Here is a 14,179-nt window from a genome sequence, read left to right as displayed (position 1 = left end):
AGAAGCCAGGCTGGTGCCAGGGTGTATGGCGTCAAGGGTTTTCTTCCTTCTTCAAGCGGCGCGAGCCGCGTTCTTCCCTCTTCCAGGCGCGCAGCGCCGTTCTTCCTGCTTCAAGCGGCACCTAGCCGCGTTCTTCCCTCTTCCAGGCGCGCAGCGCCGTTCATCCCTCTTCTCCCTCTTCGCTCTCGAGGCGGCGCTAGCCGCGGCGCAACCTCTCGGCGGCGGTGGTCAGCAGGTGCTCGGTGGTTTCCCAGCCGATGCAGGCGTCGGTCACCGAGACGCCGTAACGCAGCTGGCCGGGAGCCAGGGGCTGCTTGCCCTCATGGATGTGGCTCTCGAGCATCAGGCCGATGAGCGAGTCGTCGCCGGCCAGGCGCTGCCCCAGCACATCGAGCAGCACTTCGCTCTGGCGGCGATGGTCCTTGCGTGCGTTGGCGTGGCTGCAGTCGACCATCAGGCGTGGCGCCAGGCCGGCATCGCTCAGCGCGCGCCGACTGGCGGCCACATGAGAGGCCTGATAGTTGGGCTCGCCGTGACCGCCGCGCAGTACCACATGGGTGTGCGGGTTGCCCGCGGTGTCACGCACCACGGGGGCTCCCTGGGGAGACATCGAGAAATGCTGGTGAGGGTGCCGGGCCGCCTGCATGGCATCCAGGGCCACACCGAGATCGCCGTTGGTGGCGTTCTTGAAACCGACCACGGCCTCCAGGCCGCTGGCCAGCTCGCGATGCAGCTGTGACTCGGTAGTGCGCGCACCGATCGCCACCCAGGACAGCAGGTCATCCAGATAGGGCGCCAGCATGGGTTGCAGCAGCTCGGTGGCCACCGGCAGTCCCAGTTCGGCGATATCGCGCATCAGACGCCGCGACAGTGCCAGTCCCCGACTCATGTCGCCGTCGCCCGTGAGCTCCGGATCATAGGCCAGGCCCTTCCAGCCCACGGTCGTCCGCGGCTTCTCCACATAGACCCGCATCACCGGCAGGATGCGGTCATCGATGTGCGGCGTCAGGGCGGCGAGGCGTCGCGCATAGTCGAGCGCGGCTTCGGGATCATGAATCGAGCACGGGCCGACGACCACCAGCAGACGATCATCCCGGCCTTCCAGGATGTCGCGAATCGCCTGGCGCTGTTGCTGGATGCGGTTCGCCAGGGTGCTGGCAAGCGGAATCTGCTGGCGCAGTGACGCCGGGGTGGGCAGGACGGCTTCATCGGCTCGAGGCGTCTTCAGGGTGTCCTCGGCAAGAGGGGAAACGCTGGCATTCATGGGGCTCAACTCCGTGGGCGTGAACATCGTTTGGCAGTCGTCGTGCCACCGGCAGACTCACGGTCGGAGGTGGCATCCATGCCCGACCGCGTACCACTAAATCGCCAGTCATAGCCGTAATAGTCCCGACCCGGAAAGCGACATTCGGCATGCAAGCGATGGTTGGCGGTCATGATGAGCTCCTTGATGCGAGCGATTGGAGGATTACCGGGGATACAACGCGAAACCCCCGGGCGGGGTTGCCGTCCGGGGGTTTCGCAGGAGAGGCAACCCGTGCTGAGCGTGCCTCGCGGTGATGTCCTCGACAGATACTGGCGTCAGGACATGACCAGCGGCACGCGGTCGCTAAACCAATAGCGAAAACCCGGCCAATAGCCGCCATGACCGCTGTTCACACCAGCACACGCCGCCTGGAGGGCGGTAAGGCAAGTATCTGAGCAGCGATTCGGCGTCATGGTCATCTCCTGATGTCTAAGCCCATCCTGCCGTGTCACGGCGTCGATGACAAGCACCAGCTGCCGGTCACGCCCGGCGCTTTCTTCAACGCAGATGGCGTCCGCCATCCAGGGGCAGCGTCACCCCCGTCATGTAGCGGCTGTCGAGCAGATAACGCAGACTCTCGTAGACCACCCCCGGACCGGGAATGGTGCCCAGCGCCGACTTCGCCCGCGCCTTCTCGGCATAGGCTTCGTCATCGTCCTCGCCCAGCATGATCATCGCCGGTGCGATGGCATTGACCTGTATCGCCGGGGCATAGCGCGCGGCGAACGACAGGGTCAGATTCTCCAGCCCGGCCTTGGATGCCGCATAGGCCAGATGCTTGCGCGAGCCGTGCGCCGCGACGTAGTCGGTCATGTGCACGATGTCACGCAATGGCTCGCCACACGCCTCGAGCAGATCATGGGCCTCGAGGTTGATCAGGTAGGGCGCCAGCATGTGCACGCGAAACAGCTGCTCGAAGTTGGCGCCGGCCTCTTCGCCGAGGGTATCGGGCAGCCAGTCGCTGGCGTTGTGGACGATGGCGCGCAGGGCATCGGTGGTGTCCCGCAGCCGGGTGATGAAGTCGCGAATGCCCGCCTCGCTGCTGAAATCGGCCGGCAGGGTGATGACGCCGCGCTCGCGCAGGGCGTCGAGGGCCGGCCGCTCGCGGCGGTAGCTGATGATCACCGGGTGGCCGTCATCGCACAGCCGTTCGGCACAATGGCGTCCCAGGCGCTGGGCGCCACCGGTGATCAGGATCGGCGCCGCGCTCATGCCCCGCTCTCGCGAATCAGGCTGCCGACCGTCGGCACCAGCGGGTCGCGTGGGGCATAGGCGAAGACATCGGAGAAGACACGCGATGGCACCAGTCCGCAGGAGGCCAGCACATCGACACAGGCATAGACCATGCCCGGCGAGCCGGAGAGATAGACATCATGGGCGGACACATCCGACAGGCGTTCCGCCAGCACCGCATCGACCCGCCCCTGATGGCCGTGCACACGGCTATCCGCGAAGTCGGCCGGCAGCTCGGCCTCGCTGACCGCATGGAAGTGTACCTGCGTAAACCGCTCGGCCCAGGCCCGGGGCAGGCTCTCGAGATAGAAGTCACGACGCTCCTTGGCCGCCCACCAGATCTCGATATTGCGCTGCGGGTCCTCGGCCAGTGCCGCCTCGGTAATCGCCTTCATCTGGGCGAAGCCGGTCCCGGCGCCCACCAGCAACAACGGCCGCTGGCTGTCCGGATCGAGCATGCAGTCGCCACCGGGCAGGCGCAGGGTCAGATGCTCGGCCACCATCATCATCTCGCGCAGGCGGGTGGAGTTGCTGCGCTCGGGCCAGTGCTGAATGTGCAGCTCGATACGCCCATCGCCGCCGTGGGCATTGGCAATGGAAAACGGCACCCATTCCCCCTCGCCGAGTTCCACCTCGAGGTACTGGCCGGCCGCATGCGCCACGGCCTCGGCACGCCCCTCGAGATAAACGCGAAAGACATCGGGCGTGAGGTCCTCGACCTCGGACACCCGGCAGGTAAGAGTCTTGGCCGTCATGCATGCCTCTTGTCGGTATCGGGAAGTTCAATGCCCAGCTCGTCCCAGCGCGCCTGAACCCGGGACTTGACCTCCGGGTCCATGGTGATGGGCCGCCCCCATTCGCGCTCGGTCTCGCCCGGCCACTTGCTGGTGGCGTCCAGCCCCATCTTGGAACCCAGCCCCGCCACCGGGGAGGCGAAATCCAGGTAATCGATGGGCGTATTCTCGACCATCACGGTATCGCGGGCCGGGTCCATGCGGGTGGTGATGGCCCAGATCACGTCCTTCCAGTCGCGGGCATCCACGTCATCATCGAGTACTACCACGAACTTGGTGTACATGAACTGGCGCAAAAAGCTCCAGACTCCCATCATCACGCGCTTGGCATGGCCCTGGTAACGCTTCTTCATGGTCACCACCGCCATGCGGTAGGAACAGCCCTCGGGCGGCAGGTAGAAGTCGACGATTTCCGGGAACTGCCGGCGCAGGATGGGCACGAACACCTCGTTGAGCGCCAGCCCCAGCACGGCCGGCTCATCCGGGGGACGTCCGGTATAGGTGGAATGATAGAGGGCATCACGGCGCATGGTCATGCGCGTCACCGTGAAGACCGGGAATTCCTCGACCTCGTTGTAATAGCCGGTGTGATCGCCGTAGGGGCCTTCCGGTGCAGTATCCCCGGGATGGATGACCCCCTCGAGGATGATCTCGGCGGAAGCCGGCACCTGCAGATCGGAGTGCCCGCACTTGACCAGCTCGGTGCGCGAACCGCGCAGCAGCCCGGCGAAGGCGTATTCGGACAGGGTATCCGGCACCGGCGTCACGGCGCCCAGGATGGTCGCCGGATCGGCCCCCAGGGCCACGGCCACCGGGAAGGGTTCACCGGGATGGGCCTCGCACCATTCCTGGTAGTCCAGCGCCCCGCCGCGGTGCGACAGCCAGCGCATGATCAGTCGGTTGTGCGACAGCTTCTGCTGGCGATAGATGCCCAGGTTCTGACGCGACTTGCTGGGCCCGCGGGTGACGACCAGCGGCCAGGTCACCAGCGGCGCCGCATCACCGGGCCAGCAATGCTGAATCGGCAGGCGGTCCAGGTCGACATCCTCGCCCTCGAAGACCCGTTCCTGCACCGGCGCCTGCCGCACCGTCTTGGGCCCCATACTCATGATCTGCTTGAATACCGGCAACTTGTCCAGGGCATCGCGGAACCCCTTGGGCGGCTCCGGCTCCTTGAGGAAGGCCAGCAGTTCACCGATCTCGCCCAGGGCCGCGACGGAGTCCTGACCCATGCCCATGGCCACCCGCTTCGGCGTACCGAAGAGGTTGCCCAGCAGGGGCATGTCATGCCCCTTGACGTTCTCGAACAGCAGCGCCGGCCCGCCGGCCCGCAGGGTACGGTCGCAGATCTCGGTGATCTCGAGATAGGGATCCACCTCGGCGGTCACGCGTTGCAGCTCGCCCTGCTCCTCCAGCGCTGCAATGAACTCGCGCAGATCCTTGTATTTCATGGGGGCTGTTCCGTTTCCAGAAATGCAAAAGGGGCAGCATAGCATGCTGCCCCCCGGGGATGCTGTGCCTGGCCCGCGACGCGCATCGCGGGATCACGGGCGGCATGGCATCGATCAGCGCTTCTTCATGGCCTCGAAGAACTCCAGATTGGTCTTGGTGTCCTTCAGGCGGTCGATGAGGAACTCGGTGGCGGCCACGTCCTCCATGGGGTTGAGCAGCTTGCGCAGGATCCACATGCGCTGCATCTCTTCCTCGGAGGCGATGAGGTCCTCGCGGCGGGTACCCGAGCGCCGGATGTTGAGCGCCGGATAGACACGCTTCTCGGCCAGCTTGCGGTCGAGGTGGGCCTCCATGTTGCCGGTCCCCTTGAATTCCTCGAAGATCACCTCGTCCATCTTCGAGCCGGTATCGACCAGCGCCGTGGCCACGATCGTCAGGCTGCCGCCTTCCTCGATGTTGCGTGCCGCACCGAAGAAGCGCTTGGGCTTCTCCAGGGCATGGGCGTCGACACCACCGGTCAGCACCTTGCCCGAGGACGGCACCACGGTGTTGTAGGCGCGCGCCAGACGCGTGATGGAGTCGAGCAGGACCACCACGTCGCGCTTGTGCTCGACCAGGCGCTTGGCCTTCTCGATGACCATCTCGGCGACCTGGACGTGGCGTGCCGGCGGCTCGTCGAAGGTCGACGCCACCACCTCGCCCCGCACCGTGCGCGACATCTCGGTGACCTCCTCGGGCCGCTCGTCGATCAGCAGCACGATCAGGTGGCACTCGGGATTGTTGCGCGTGATCGAGGTCGCGATGTTCTGCAGCATCAGTGTCTTGCCCGCCTTGGGCGGCGACACCAGCAGGCCGCGCTGGCCCTTGCCGATGGGCGCGGTGAGATCGATCACCCGCGAGGTCAGATCCTCGGTGGAGCCATTGCCGATCTCCATGCGCATGCGTTCCTGGGGAAACAGCGGCGTCAGGTTCTCGAAGAGAATCTTGTGCTTGACGTTCTCGGGCTTGTCGAAATTGATCTGACTGACCTTCAACAGCGCGAAGTAGCGTTCGCCATCCTTGGGCGGCCGAATCTTGCCGGAGATGGAGTCGCCCTTGCGGAGATTGAAGCGTCGAATCTGCGAGGGAGAGACATAGATGTCGTCGGGGCCGGCCAGGTAGGAACTGTCGGCACTGCGCAGAAAGCCGAACCCGTCCTGCAGGATCTCCAGTACGCCATCCCCGTATATCGGCTCGCCGCTCTTGGCGTGCTTCTTGAGAATGGCAAAAATGATGTCCTGCTTGCGGGAGCGCGCCAGATTGTCGATGCCCATTTCACGGGCAATCTCCAGAAGGTCCGGCACGGGCTTTTGCTTGAGTTCGGTAAGATTCATCGGTGTGTTCAGACGTTGCTCTTGAAAGCCGGGCGATATGCGCCGAGATGGACTGTTGGCGAGACGAAAGCGCCATCGAGATGCGTTCAGAACCCGGACAGGCTGCTCTTGCATGTCAATATTCGATGGCCAAACAGGGACAACCGCCGCGAAGGGGGATGTCTGCCATGAACGTATATCGAGGGAGCAGGCTAGTTTCGCCTGAATCAGTCGAGGCGGCTCAAGGCCTGGCACACCAACTGATGCAGTGGGCTTTCTGACGACTTGGAGCTTGACCGCGGCGCCATCGCCGTTGAGCGGTCGGGAAGCATTGGGAACAGGCGAACGCCCCGATACTAGTCAACGCGAACAGGAAACGCAAGCCCCTCGTGCCCGGCGCGTCGACGAACGATTGACAAGCTTCAAAGGCGCCCGCAACCTTTAGCCAATCCATCTGAAGGACTCTCCATGACCGCGCTCCAGGACCGCCAGAACGCTACCACCGGCGATACTTCCGCATTGCACGACGCCCCCCGGCGGCTCGCTGCCATTGACCTGGGGTCCAACAGCTTCCACCTGCTGGTCGCCAACTACCACAACGGCCGACTACAGGTCGTGGCCCGCAAGGGCGAGAAGGTCCAGCTGGCGGATGGTGTCGGCGACGATGGCCTGCTCGACGAAGCCGCCATGACCCGGGCACTCGACTGCCTGGCCCGCTTCGCGCCCTTCCTCGAGGGCATCACGCCACGCAACCTGCGCGTGGTCGGCACCAATGCGCTGCGCAGCGCCGACAACAGCCAGGCCTTCATCGAGCGCGCCGAGACCCTGCTGGGCACCCGCATCGAGATCATCGCCGGTCGCGAGGAAGCCCGCCTCGTCTACCTGGGCGCGGCCCACGCCCTGGCCGAGGACGGGCGTCGTCTGATTGTCGATATCGGTGGCGGTTCCACCGAGCTGATCATCGGCGAGCAGTTCGAGCCCCTGGCGCTGGAAAGCCTGACCATGGGCTGCGTGACCTTCACGCGGCGCTTTTTCAGCAATGGCGAGCTCAGCGAGAAGCGCATGCGCCGCGCCGAGCTGGCCGCTCTCTCGGAACTGGCCAATATCCGCCGCCCCTACCAGAAGGTCGGCTGGCTCGACCCGGTGGGTTCCAGCGGCACCATCAAGGCAACGGCAGCGGTCATCGCCGCCGAAGGCAAGTCGCCCGAAGGCGTCATTACCCGCAAGGGGCTGCTCGACCTGCGCAAGCGACTGCTCAAGTGCAAGCGCCTGGACAAGATCTCGATGAGTGGCCTCAAGGCCGACCGGGCACGCGTCTTTCCGGCCGGTGTGGCCATTCTGAGCGCCATCTTCGAGGCCTTCGACCTGGAGGAAATGCGTTACTCGGACGGCGCCCTGCGCGAAGGCGTGCTGTATGACCTGGTCGGCCGCAACAGCCCGGAAGACCCGCGCCACCAGGCACTCGAGGAGTTGACCCAGCGCTACAATGTCGACATCCGCCAGGCCGACAACGTGGCCACCACGGCCATCGGCCTGCTGGATCAGGTACGCGACGCCTGGCAACTGGACGACGACCAGGCACGCTTCCTGGAATGGGCCAGCCGGCTGCACGAGATCGGCCAGGCCATCTCCCACAGCCAGTTTCATCGCCACGGCGCCTATCTGCTGGAAAATTCCGACCTCTCGGGCTTCTCGCGGCCGGAGCAGCGCCTGCTGGCCTTCCTGGTGCGAGCGCACCGGCGCAAGTTCCCGGTCAAGGAATGGCAGGCCCTGCCCAAGTCGGAACAGCGCTCGCACTCACGCCTGGCGCGGCTGCTACGGCTGGCCGTGGTGATCAATCATTCACGCCCCGAGCAGGCGCCGGCCCTGCCCCGACTCCAGGCCTCGGGCGAGGCGCTTGCGCTGCATTGTGACGAAAGCGAGGACCTGAACCTGCTGCTGGCCGACCTCGAGGATGAAATCGCCTACCAGAAGGCCGCCGGGCTGGAGCTGTCGCTCAACTGATCCCGGCCACCGACCGGCTCACGGCGCTCGCCAGCCCTCGGCCAGCGCCAGCCAGCCATCCGGATGCCCCACCGCGACGACGCGCTCCGCGCACCAGACCACCCAGCAGCGTCGGCGTTCCCAGGGCGGAATATCCCACTCCTGCAGCAATCGCTTGAGGTCACGCTGACCACGGCGGGCCAGGCGCAGGCGTTCCCCGCCCGCTCGCGGGGTCAGCACCAGCTCCACGGCTTCGCCACTGCAGTGAGCCAGCATCATGCCAAATTCGCCCAGCGGCGTGACGAGCGGGGATTGCCCCTGCCATGCGGCGCGCCAGCCGGACGGCAAGGCAGGCCGCGGCGCCAGCAGGTACAGGCTACCGCGCCACACGCGGGCCTCGGCACCCGGCCACTGCACGCACACCCCGGCATCCTGGCGGGCCTCCAGCTGCTCCAGCAGGCTTTCCAGCCGGCCGGCCGGCGGCAAGGGCAAGGCCTGCAGCGCGAGGCAATGGCGAATCAACAAGCGCCGGCGCGATGCCGACAGCTGCCACAGATCCGCCAGGCGCAGGCGTTCCGCGCACCCGCCCAGGCGCGTCAGGTCCTCGGCCGCCAGCTCGCCGAGCAGCGTCTCGGCTTCTCCGGCCCAGGCCGCACTGCGCGCCAGGGAGCGCCCCGCGGCCGGCCAGCGCTCGCGGAGCAGCGGCACAATCCGATGACGCAGGAAGTTGCGATCCTGGCGGGTATCCTGATTGGTAGGATCCTCGACCCAGTCGATACCCCGCCTCGCCGCCTCGGCTTCCAGGGCGGCCCGGGACGTCCCCAGCAGGGGGCGCTGGTGTTGCAGGCCGGCCCGTGCCTGGCTGCCCGGCATGGCGGCCAACCCCCGGACCCCGGCGCCGCGCAGGGCAGCGAGCAGGAAGGTCTCGGCCTGATCATCGCGATGCTGGGCCAGCCAGAGCGTGTCGCCCGCCGCCAGCCGCCGCGCGAAGGCCTGCTGACGAGCCCGACGGGCCGCGCCTTCCAGGCCTTCGCCGGTGGCGGTGTCGACGCTCACGCGCTCGACATGCAGCGGTACCGCCAGGGCGGCGCACAACGCCCGGCAATGCTGTTCGAAGTCATCCGCCGCCGCCTGCAGGCCATGATGGACATGCACGGCCCGCAGCGGCCGCGGGTGGCGACGACACGCTTCCACCGCCAGCGTCAGCAGCAGGGACGAATCCAGCCCGCCGGACAGCGCCACCCAGACACAATGCCCCGGCGGGGTTTCCGCCAGGGCATCATCGATCAGATTCTGCAGGGACGAGGTCTCGGGACTCATGGCATGGCCGAGCGCAGCAACGAGCTCAGGCCGGGGCGCCGATGCTCATCAGTTTCTCGTACCGCCGCTCCAGCAGTGCATCGGTGTCCATGGCCTCGAGACGCTCCAGGCTCTCCAGCAGGCTCGTCTTGATGCGCTCGGCCATCACCGAGGGCTGGCGGTGGGCGCCGCCCAGCGGCTCGGGAATCAGGCTGTCGACGAAGCCGAGCTCCTTGAGACGCTCGGCGGTGATGCCCATGGCCTGGGCCGCTTCGGAGGCCTTGTCGGAGCTCTTCCACAGGATCGAGGCGCAGCCTTCCGGAGAGATCACCGAGTAGGTGGAATACTGCAGCATGGTCAGCTCATCGCAGACGCCGATGGCCAGGGCACCGCCGGAACCACCCTCGCCGACCACGGTCGAGATGATCGGCGTCCGGAGGCGCGACATGACACCCAGGTTGTGGGCGATGGCCTCGCTCTGGCCGCGTTCCTCGGCATCGATGCCGGGGTAGGCGCCGGGCGTGTCGATGAAGGTCAGCACCGGCATGTGAAAGCGCTCGGCCATCTCCATCAGCCGGCAGGCCTTGCGATAGCCTTCCGGGCGCGGCATGCCGAAGTTGCGGCGTACCTTCTCGTGAACGTCGCGCCCCTTCTGGTGGCCGATGACCATCACCGGCTTGTCGTCCAGGCGCGCCACCCCGCCGACGATGGCCGCGTCATCGGCGAAACGACGATCCCCGTGCAACTCGTCGAAGTCGCTGAAGACGTGCTCCAGGTAGTCCATGGTGTAGGGACGCTGGGGGTGCCGCGACAGCTGCGACACCTGCCAGGCGCTCAGGTCCTTGAAGATCGACTCGGTGAGCTTGCGACTCTTGTCCTCGAGTCGGCCGATCTCGTCGCTCAGGCTGACCTGGCTGTCGGTACCGACCATGCGCAGTTCTTCGATCTTGGCCTGAAGCTCGGCGATGGGCTGTTCGAAATCTAGGTAGTTCGGATTCATGATCTAGCCTTGTTTCATCGGCCGCAGAGTGACCGGAGAGAATACATCGATTGTCGCGCATTATCGCACCCTGACAATCCCACGCAAGACACGTCACCGGATACAGGGGTGGCGGCTACAGCGCGGCGCTTGATGCCGTCGAGCAGTGAATGCCTAGCGGTACTTCAGACGCACCCCATCCTGCCCCTGCACCTCGCGCAGGGCGACCAGCAGCTCATCGGTGGGCTGCACGCGCCACTGCTCGGCCAGTTCCAGCCAGCCCGATGCCCTGGCGTTGCGATAGCGCAGGCGTACCGGCAGCCCCTTGTCATCACAGTAGGGCGTCAGGCTGTCGCGCAGGCTGTCGATCAGGCGGCCATTGACGCCGGCGGCATCCAGCGACAGCTCGACGGCCTGGCCATAGCGGGTTCGCGCGTCGACCATGGGCGTGATGTCCTTGCCACGCAGGCGCAGGCCACCCGAATAGTCATCGGTCGACACCTCGCCTTCGACGATCAGCACCTGGTCGGTATCGATGCGCCCGCGCAGCGCATCGAAGAGGTCGCCGAACAATGACGCCTCGATGCGGCCGGTGCGGTCGTCCAGGGTCACGAAGGCCATGGTGTCGCCCCGCTTGGACTTCATGGTACGCACGCCGACGACCAGCCCGGCGACCCGCTGCGGCTCGCGGGAAGGCTTGAGGTCGACGATGCGCGTGGAGACGAAGCGCGCCAGCTCCTGCTCGTACTCATCGATGGGGTGGCCGGTGAGGTAGAGACCCAGGGTGTCCTTCTCCCCCGCGAGGCGCTGCTTGTCCGTCCACTCGCGCACCCGCCGATAATCCACATAGACGTCGGCGTCAGCGTCATCGGGGGCCTCGCTGAAGGCGTCACCGAACATGTCCATCATGCCGATGTCCTGGTTGGCCTGGTTCTGGGCGGCGGCCTTGAGCGCATCGTCCAGCGACGCCGTCAGCACGGCGCGACTGGGCCCCAGGTTGTCGAGGGCGCCGGCCCGGATCAGCGCCTCGAGCGTGCGCTTGTTCATGCGCTGCGGGTCGATGCGCCGGCAGAAGTCGAACAGGTCGCGGAACTCGCCCTCGGCGTCGCGGGCCTCGACGATGGCGCCGATGGGCCCTTCGCCGACCCCGCGGATGGCACCCAGGCCATAGATCACCCGACCCTCGACGTCGACGGTGAACTTGTAGCCGCCCACATTGACATCCGGCGGCGTCACGGTGAGCCCCAGGTGACGACACTCCTCAATCAGCGGCACCACCTTGTCGAGGTTGTCCATTTCGGTGGACAGCACCGCCGCCATGAAGGGACCAGGATAGTGCGCCTTGAGCCAGGCCGTCTGGTACGACACCAGGGCATAGGCCGCCGAGTGCGACTTGTTGAAGCCGTAGCCGGCGAACTTTTCCACCAGATCGAAGATATTGCCCGCCAGGTCGGCATCCAGGCCATTGGCCTCGCAGCCTTCCATGAAGCCGGCACGCTGCTTGGCCATTTCCTCGGGCTTCTTCTTGCCCATGGCACGCCGCAGCATGTCGGCCTGGCCGAGGCTGTAACCGGCCATGACCTGGGCAATCTGCATCACCTGCTCCTGATAGAGGATGATGCCGTAGGTCGGCCCGAGCACCGGCTTGAGCAGGTCGTGCTGGTAATCGGGGTGCGGATAGGCGACCTCGGCCCGGCCATGCTTGCGGTTGATGAAGTCATCGACCATGCCCGACTGCAGCGGGCCGGGACGGAACAACGCCACCAGGGCGATCATGTCTTCCAGGGAGTCGGGCAGCAGGCGCTTGATCAGCTCCTTCATGCCACGCGATTCGAGCTGGAAGACGGCCGTGGTCTCGGCCTTCTTGAGCATGTCGAAGGTGGGCACGTCATCCAGCGGGATGGTGTCGATGTCCAGTGCGCCCTCGCCACGCGCGGCACGCACCTTGTCGACCATCTCCAGGGCCCAGTCGATGATGGTCAGGGTACGCAGGCCCAGGAAGTCGAACTTGACCAGGCCGGCGTCCTCGATGTCGTTCTTGTCGTACTGGACGCGCAGGCCGCTGCCATCGTCATCGCAGATCAGCGGCGAGAAGTCGGTCAGCTTGGTCGGCGCGATGACCACCCCGCCGGCGTGCTTGCCGGTGCCGCGGGTGATGCCCTCCAGCTTGAGAGCCATGTCCCAGATTTCCTGGGCATCGTCATCGGCTTCCAGGAAGTCCTTGAGCTGCGGCTCATCCTCGATCGCCTTGCCCAGTGTCATGCCGACCTCGAAGGGAATCAGCTTGGACAGCTTGTCGCCCAGCGAATAGGGCTTGCCCTGCGCCCGCGCCACGTCGCGCACCACAGCCTTGGCGGCCATGGTGCCGAAGGTGACGATCTGCGAGACGGCATTGCGGCCATAGCGCTCCGCGACATACTCGATGACCCGGTCGCGCTTCTCCATGCAGAAGTCGACATCGAAGTCGGGCATGGAGACACGCTCCGGGTTGAGGAAGCGCTCGAACAGCAGGTCATACTGCAGCGGGTCGAGGTCGGTGATCTTCTGGGCATAGGCCACCAGCGAGCCGGCGCCCGAGCCGCGTCCGGGACCGACCGGGACATCGTTGTCCTTGGCCCACTGGATGAAGTCCATGACGATCAGGAAGTAGCCGGGGAAGCCCATCTGCAGAATGATGTTGAGCTCGAAGTCGAGGCGCTCGCGGTAGCGGGCGTCGATTTCGGCATACTCGGCCCCCTCGCGCGGGTAGCGCGCCGCCGGGTAGAGGAAGTCCAGGCGCTCGGTCAGGCCGTCATGCGAGACCTTGCGGAAGAACTCCTCCTGGGTCATGCCCTCGGGAATGCTGTACTCGGGCAGGAAGATTTCGCCGAGACGCACCTCCACGTTGCAGCGCGCCGCGATCAGCGCGCTGTTCTCCAGTGCCTCGGGGATGTCCGAGAACAGCTCGGCCATTTCCGCCGGGCTCTTGAGGTACTGTTCCTCGCTGTAGCGACGCTCGCGGCGCGGGTCGTCCAGCGGCTTGCCTTCGCCGATGGAGACGCGCGTCTCGTGGGCCCAGAAGTCCTCGCGCTCGAGGAAGCGCACATCATTGGTCGCCACCACCGGCGTCTGGGTATCGATGGCCAGTTCCACCGAGCGGTGCACGCAGTCTTCCTCCAGGGCCCGCCCGGTTCGCGTCAGCTCCAGGTAGTAGCGGCCCGGGAAGGCGGCGTTCCACTCATCCAGCAGGGCGCGCGCCTCGCCGTGATGGTCCGACAGCAGGTGGCGGCCGACATCCCCCTCGCGCCCGCCGGAGAGCGCGATCAGCCCTTCGCTCTGCTCCATCACCCAGTCCCGTTGCAGGACGGCCCGCCCCTGGCGCTGACCATCGACCCAGCCGCGCGAGATCAGCTCGGTAAGGTTGCGGTAGCCGATATCGCTCATCGCCAGCAGCGTCAGGCGATAGGGATGGTCCGCGTCATGCGGGTTGGCCAGCCACAGGTCGCTGCCGATGATCGGCTTGAGGCCCGCGCTCTGCGCCCCGGTGTAATACTTGACCAGGGCAAAGAGGTTGGCCTCGTCGGTCAGGGCGATGGCCGGCGTGCCCTGATCCACGGTCGTCTTGATCAAGGGCTTGAGACGCACCAGGCCATCGACGAGAGAGAATTCACTGTGAACGCGCAGATGAACGAAGGGTGTGGTCATGGTGAACTCGGGTTTTGTCGTTGCATAATGGGGACTTGTGACCGCATGGATGTGAATTGGCACCGGGCAACCTACCCAATTCACGCTCATCCGGCGG

General features: G+C 65.9%; 9 protein-coding genes. 1 reads left to right on the top strand and 8 read right to left on the bottom strand.

Annotated elements, in window-relative coordinates; all coding sequences use genetic code 11:
- Positions 1 to 196: 196 nt before the first annotated feature.
- The 5 genes from QWY79_RS07990 to rho all read right to left on the bottom strand — a co-directional run bounded on the left by QWY79_RS07990 (position 197) and on the right by rho (position 6,158).
- A complete protein-coding gene (locus QWY79_RS07990; RefSeq protein WP_290271615.1) occupies positions 197 to 1,264 on the bottom strand; it encodes a 3-deoxy-7-phosphoheptulonate synthase in 1,068 nt (355 codons plus the stop codon).
- A 540-nt stretch (positions 1,265 to 1,804) separates the two neighbouring features.
- Positions 1,805 to 2,518, bottom strand: coding sequence for a dihydromonapterin reductase (gene folM / locus QWY79_RS07985; RefSeq protein ID WP_290271612.1), 714 nt, complete (start codon positions 2,516 to 2,518; stop codon positions 1,805 to 1,807).
- Positions 2,515 to 3,294, bottom strand: a complete 780-nt coding sequence (locus QWY79_RS07980; protein ID WP_290271611.1) for an NAD(P)H-flavin reductase — start codon at positions 3,292 to 3,294, stop codon at positions 2,515 to 2,517. The genes folM and QWY79_RS07980 overlap by 4 nt, the downstream gene beginning before the upstream one ends.
- On the bottom strand, positions 3,291 to 4,784 hold the full coding sequence (gene ubiD, locus QWY79_RS07975) for a 4-hydroxy-3-polyprenylbenzoate decarboxylase (protein WP_290271609.1): 1,494 nt from the start codon (positions 4,782 to 4,784) through the stop codon (positions 3,291 to 3,293). The genes QWY79_RS07980 and ubiD overlap by 4 nt, the downstream gene beginning before the upstream one ends.
- Positions 4,785 to 4,898: 114 nt before the next feature.
- On the bottom strand, positions 4,899 to 6,158 hold the full coding sequence (gene rho / locus QWY79_RS07970; RefSeq protein WP_290271607.1) for a transcription termination factor Rho: 1,260 nt from the start codon (positions 6,156 to 6,158) through the stop codon (positions 4,899 to 4,901).
- Between the two features lie 447 nt (positions 6,159 to 6,605).
- Here rho and ppx point away from each other — a divergent pair, with 447 nt between their 5' ends.
- The gene (gene ppx, locus QWY79_RS07965) at positions 6,606 to 8,141 is read left to right on the top strand and encodes an exopolyphosphatase (protein ID WP_290271606.1); all 1,536 of its coding nucleotides are present in this window, start codon (positions 6,606 to 6,608) and stop codon (positions 8,139 to 8,141) included.
- Between the two features lie 18 nt (positions 8,142 to 8,159).
- Here ppx and tilS read toward each other — a convergent pair whose 3' ends face one another.
- From tilS to dnaE, 3 genes are all read right to left on the bottom strand, one after another.
- Positions 8,160 to 9,440, bottom strand: a complete 1,281-nt coding sequence (gene tilS / locus QWY79_RS07960; RefSeq protein WP_290271604.1) for a tRNA lysidine(34) synthetase TilS — start codon at positions 9,438 to 9,440, stop codon at positions 8,160 to 8,162.
- Between the two features lie 25 nt (positions 9,441 to 9,465).
- A complete protein-coding gene (accA, locus tag QWY79_RS07955; protein WP_290271602.1) occupies positions 9,466 to 10,419 on the bottom strand; it encodes an acetyl-CoA carboxylase carboxyl transferase subunit alpha in 954 nt (317 codons plus the stop codon).
- A 153-nt stretch (positions 10,420 to 10,572) separates the two neighbouring features.
- Entirely contained in the window at positions 10,573 to 14,082 is a 3,510-nt protein-coding gene (dnaE, locus tag QWY79_RS07950; protein WP_290271601.1) for a DNA polymerase III subunit alpha, read from the bottom strand.
- Positions 14,083 to 14,179 lie beyond the last annotated feature (97 nt).

Source organism: Halomonas sabkhae (genome assembly GCF_030409265.1).
Taxonomy (GTDB): domain Bacteria; phylum Pseudomonadota; class Gammaproteobacteria; order Pseudomonadales; family Halomonadaceae; genus Halomonas; species Halomonas halmophila.
This window is presented reverse-complemented; position numbering and strand designations above follow the sequence as displayed.

What these genes read in the sequence shown, in the direction of transcription:
- dnaE (WP_290271601.1), bottom strand. Translation starts at nt 14,082, where the DNA reads ATGACCACACCCTTCGTTCATCTGCGCGTTCACAGTGAATTCTCTCTC.
- QWY79_RS07980 (WP_290271611.1), bottom strand. Translation starts at nt 3,294, where the DNA reads ATGACGGCCAAGACTCTTACCTGCCGGGTGTCCGAGGTCGAGGACCTC.
- tilS (WP_290271604.1), bottom strand. Translation starts at nt 9,440, where the DNA reads ATGAGTCCCGAGACCTCGTCCCTGCAGAATCTGATCGATGATGCCCTG.
- accA (WP_290271602.1), bottom strand. Translation starts at nt 10,419, where the DNA reads ATGAATCCGAACTACCTAGATTTCGAACAGCCCATCGCCGAGCTTCAG.
- QWY79_RS07990 (WP_290271615.1), bottom strand. Translation starts at nt 1,264, where the DNA reads ATGAATGCCAGCGTTTCCCCTCTTGCCGAGGACACCCTGAAGACGCCT.
- ubiD (WP_290271609.1), bottom strand. Translation starts at nt 4,784, where the DNA reads ATGAAATACAAGGATCTGCGCGAGTTCATTGCAGCGCTGGAGGAGCAG.
- folM (WP_290271612.1), bottom strand. Translation starts at nt 2,518, where the DNA reads ATGAGCGCGGCGCCGATCCTGATCACCGGTGGCGCCCAGCGCCTGGGA.
- rho (WP_290271607.1), bottom strand. Translation starts at nt 6,158, where the DNA reads ATGAATCTTACCGAACTCAAGCAAAAGCCCGTGCCGGACCTTCTGGAG.
- ppx (WP_290271606.1), top strand. Translation starts at nt 6,606, where the DNA reads ATGACCGCGCTCCAGGACCGCCAGAACGCTACCACCGGCGATACTTCC.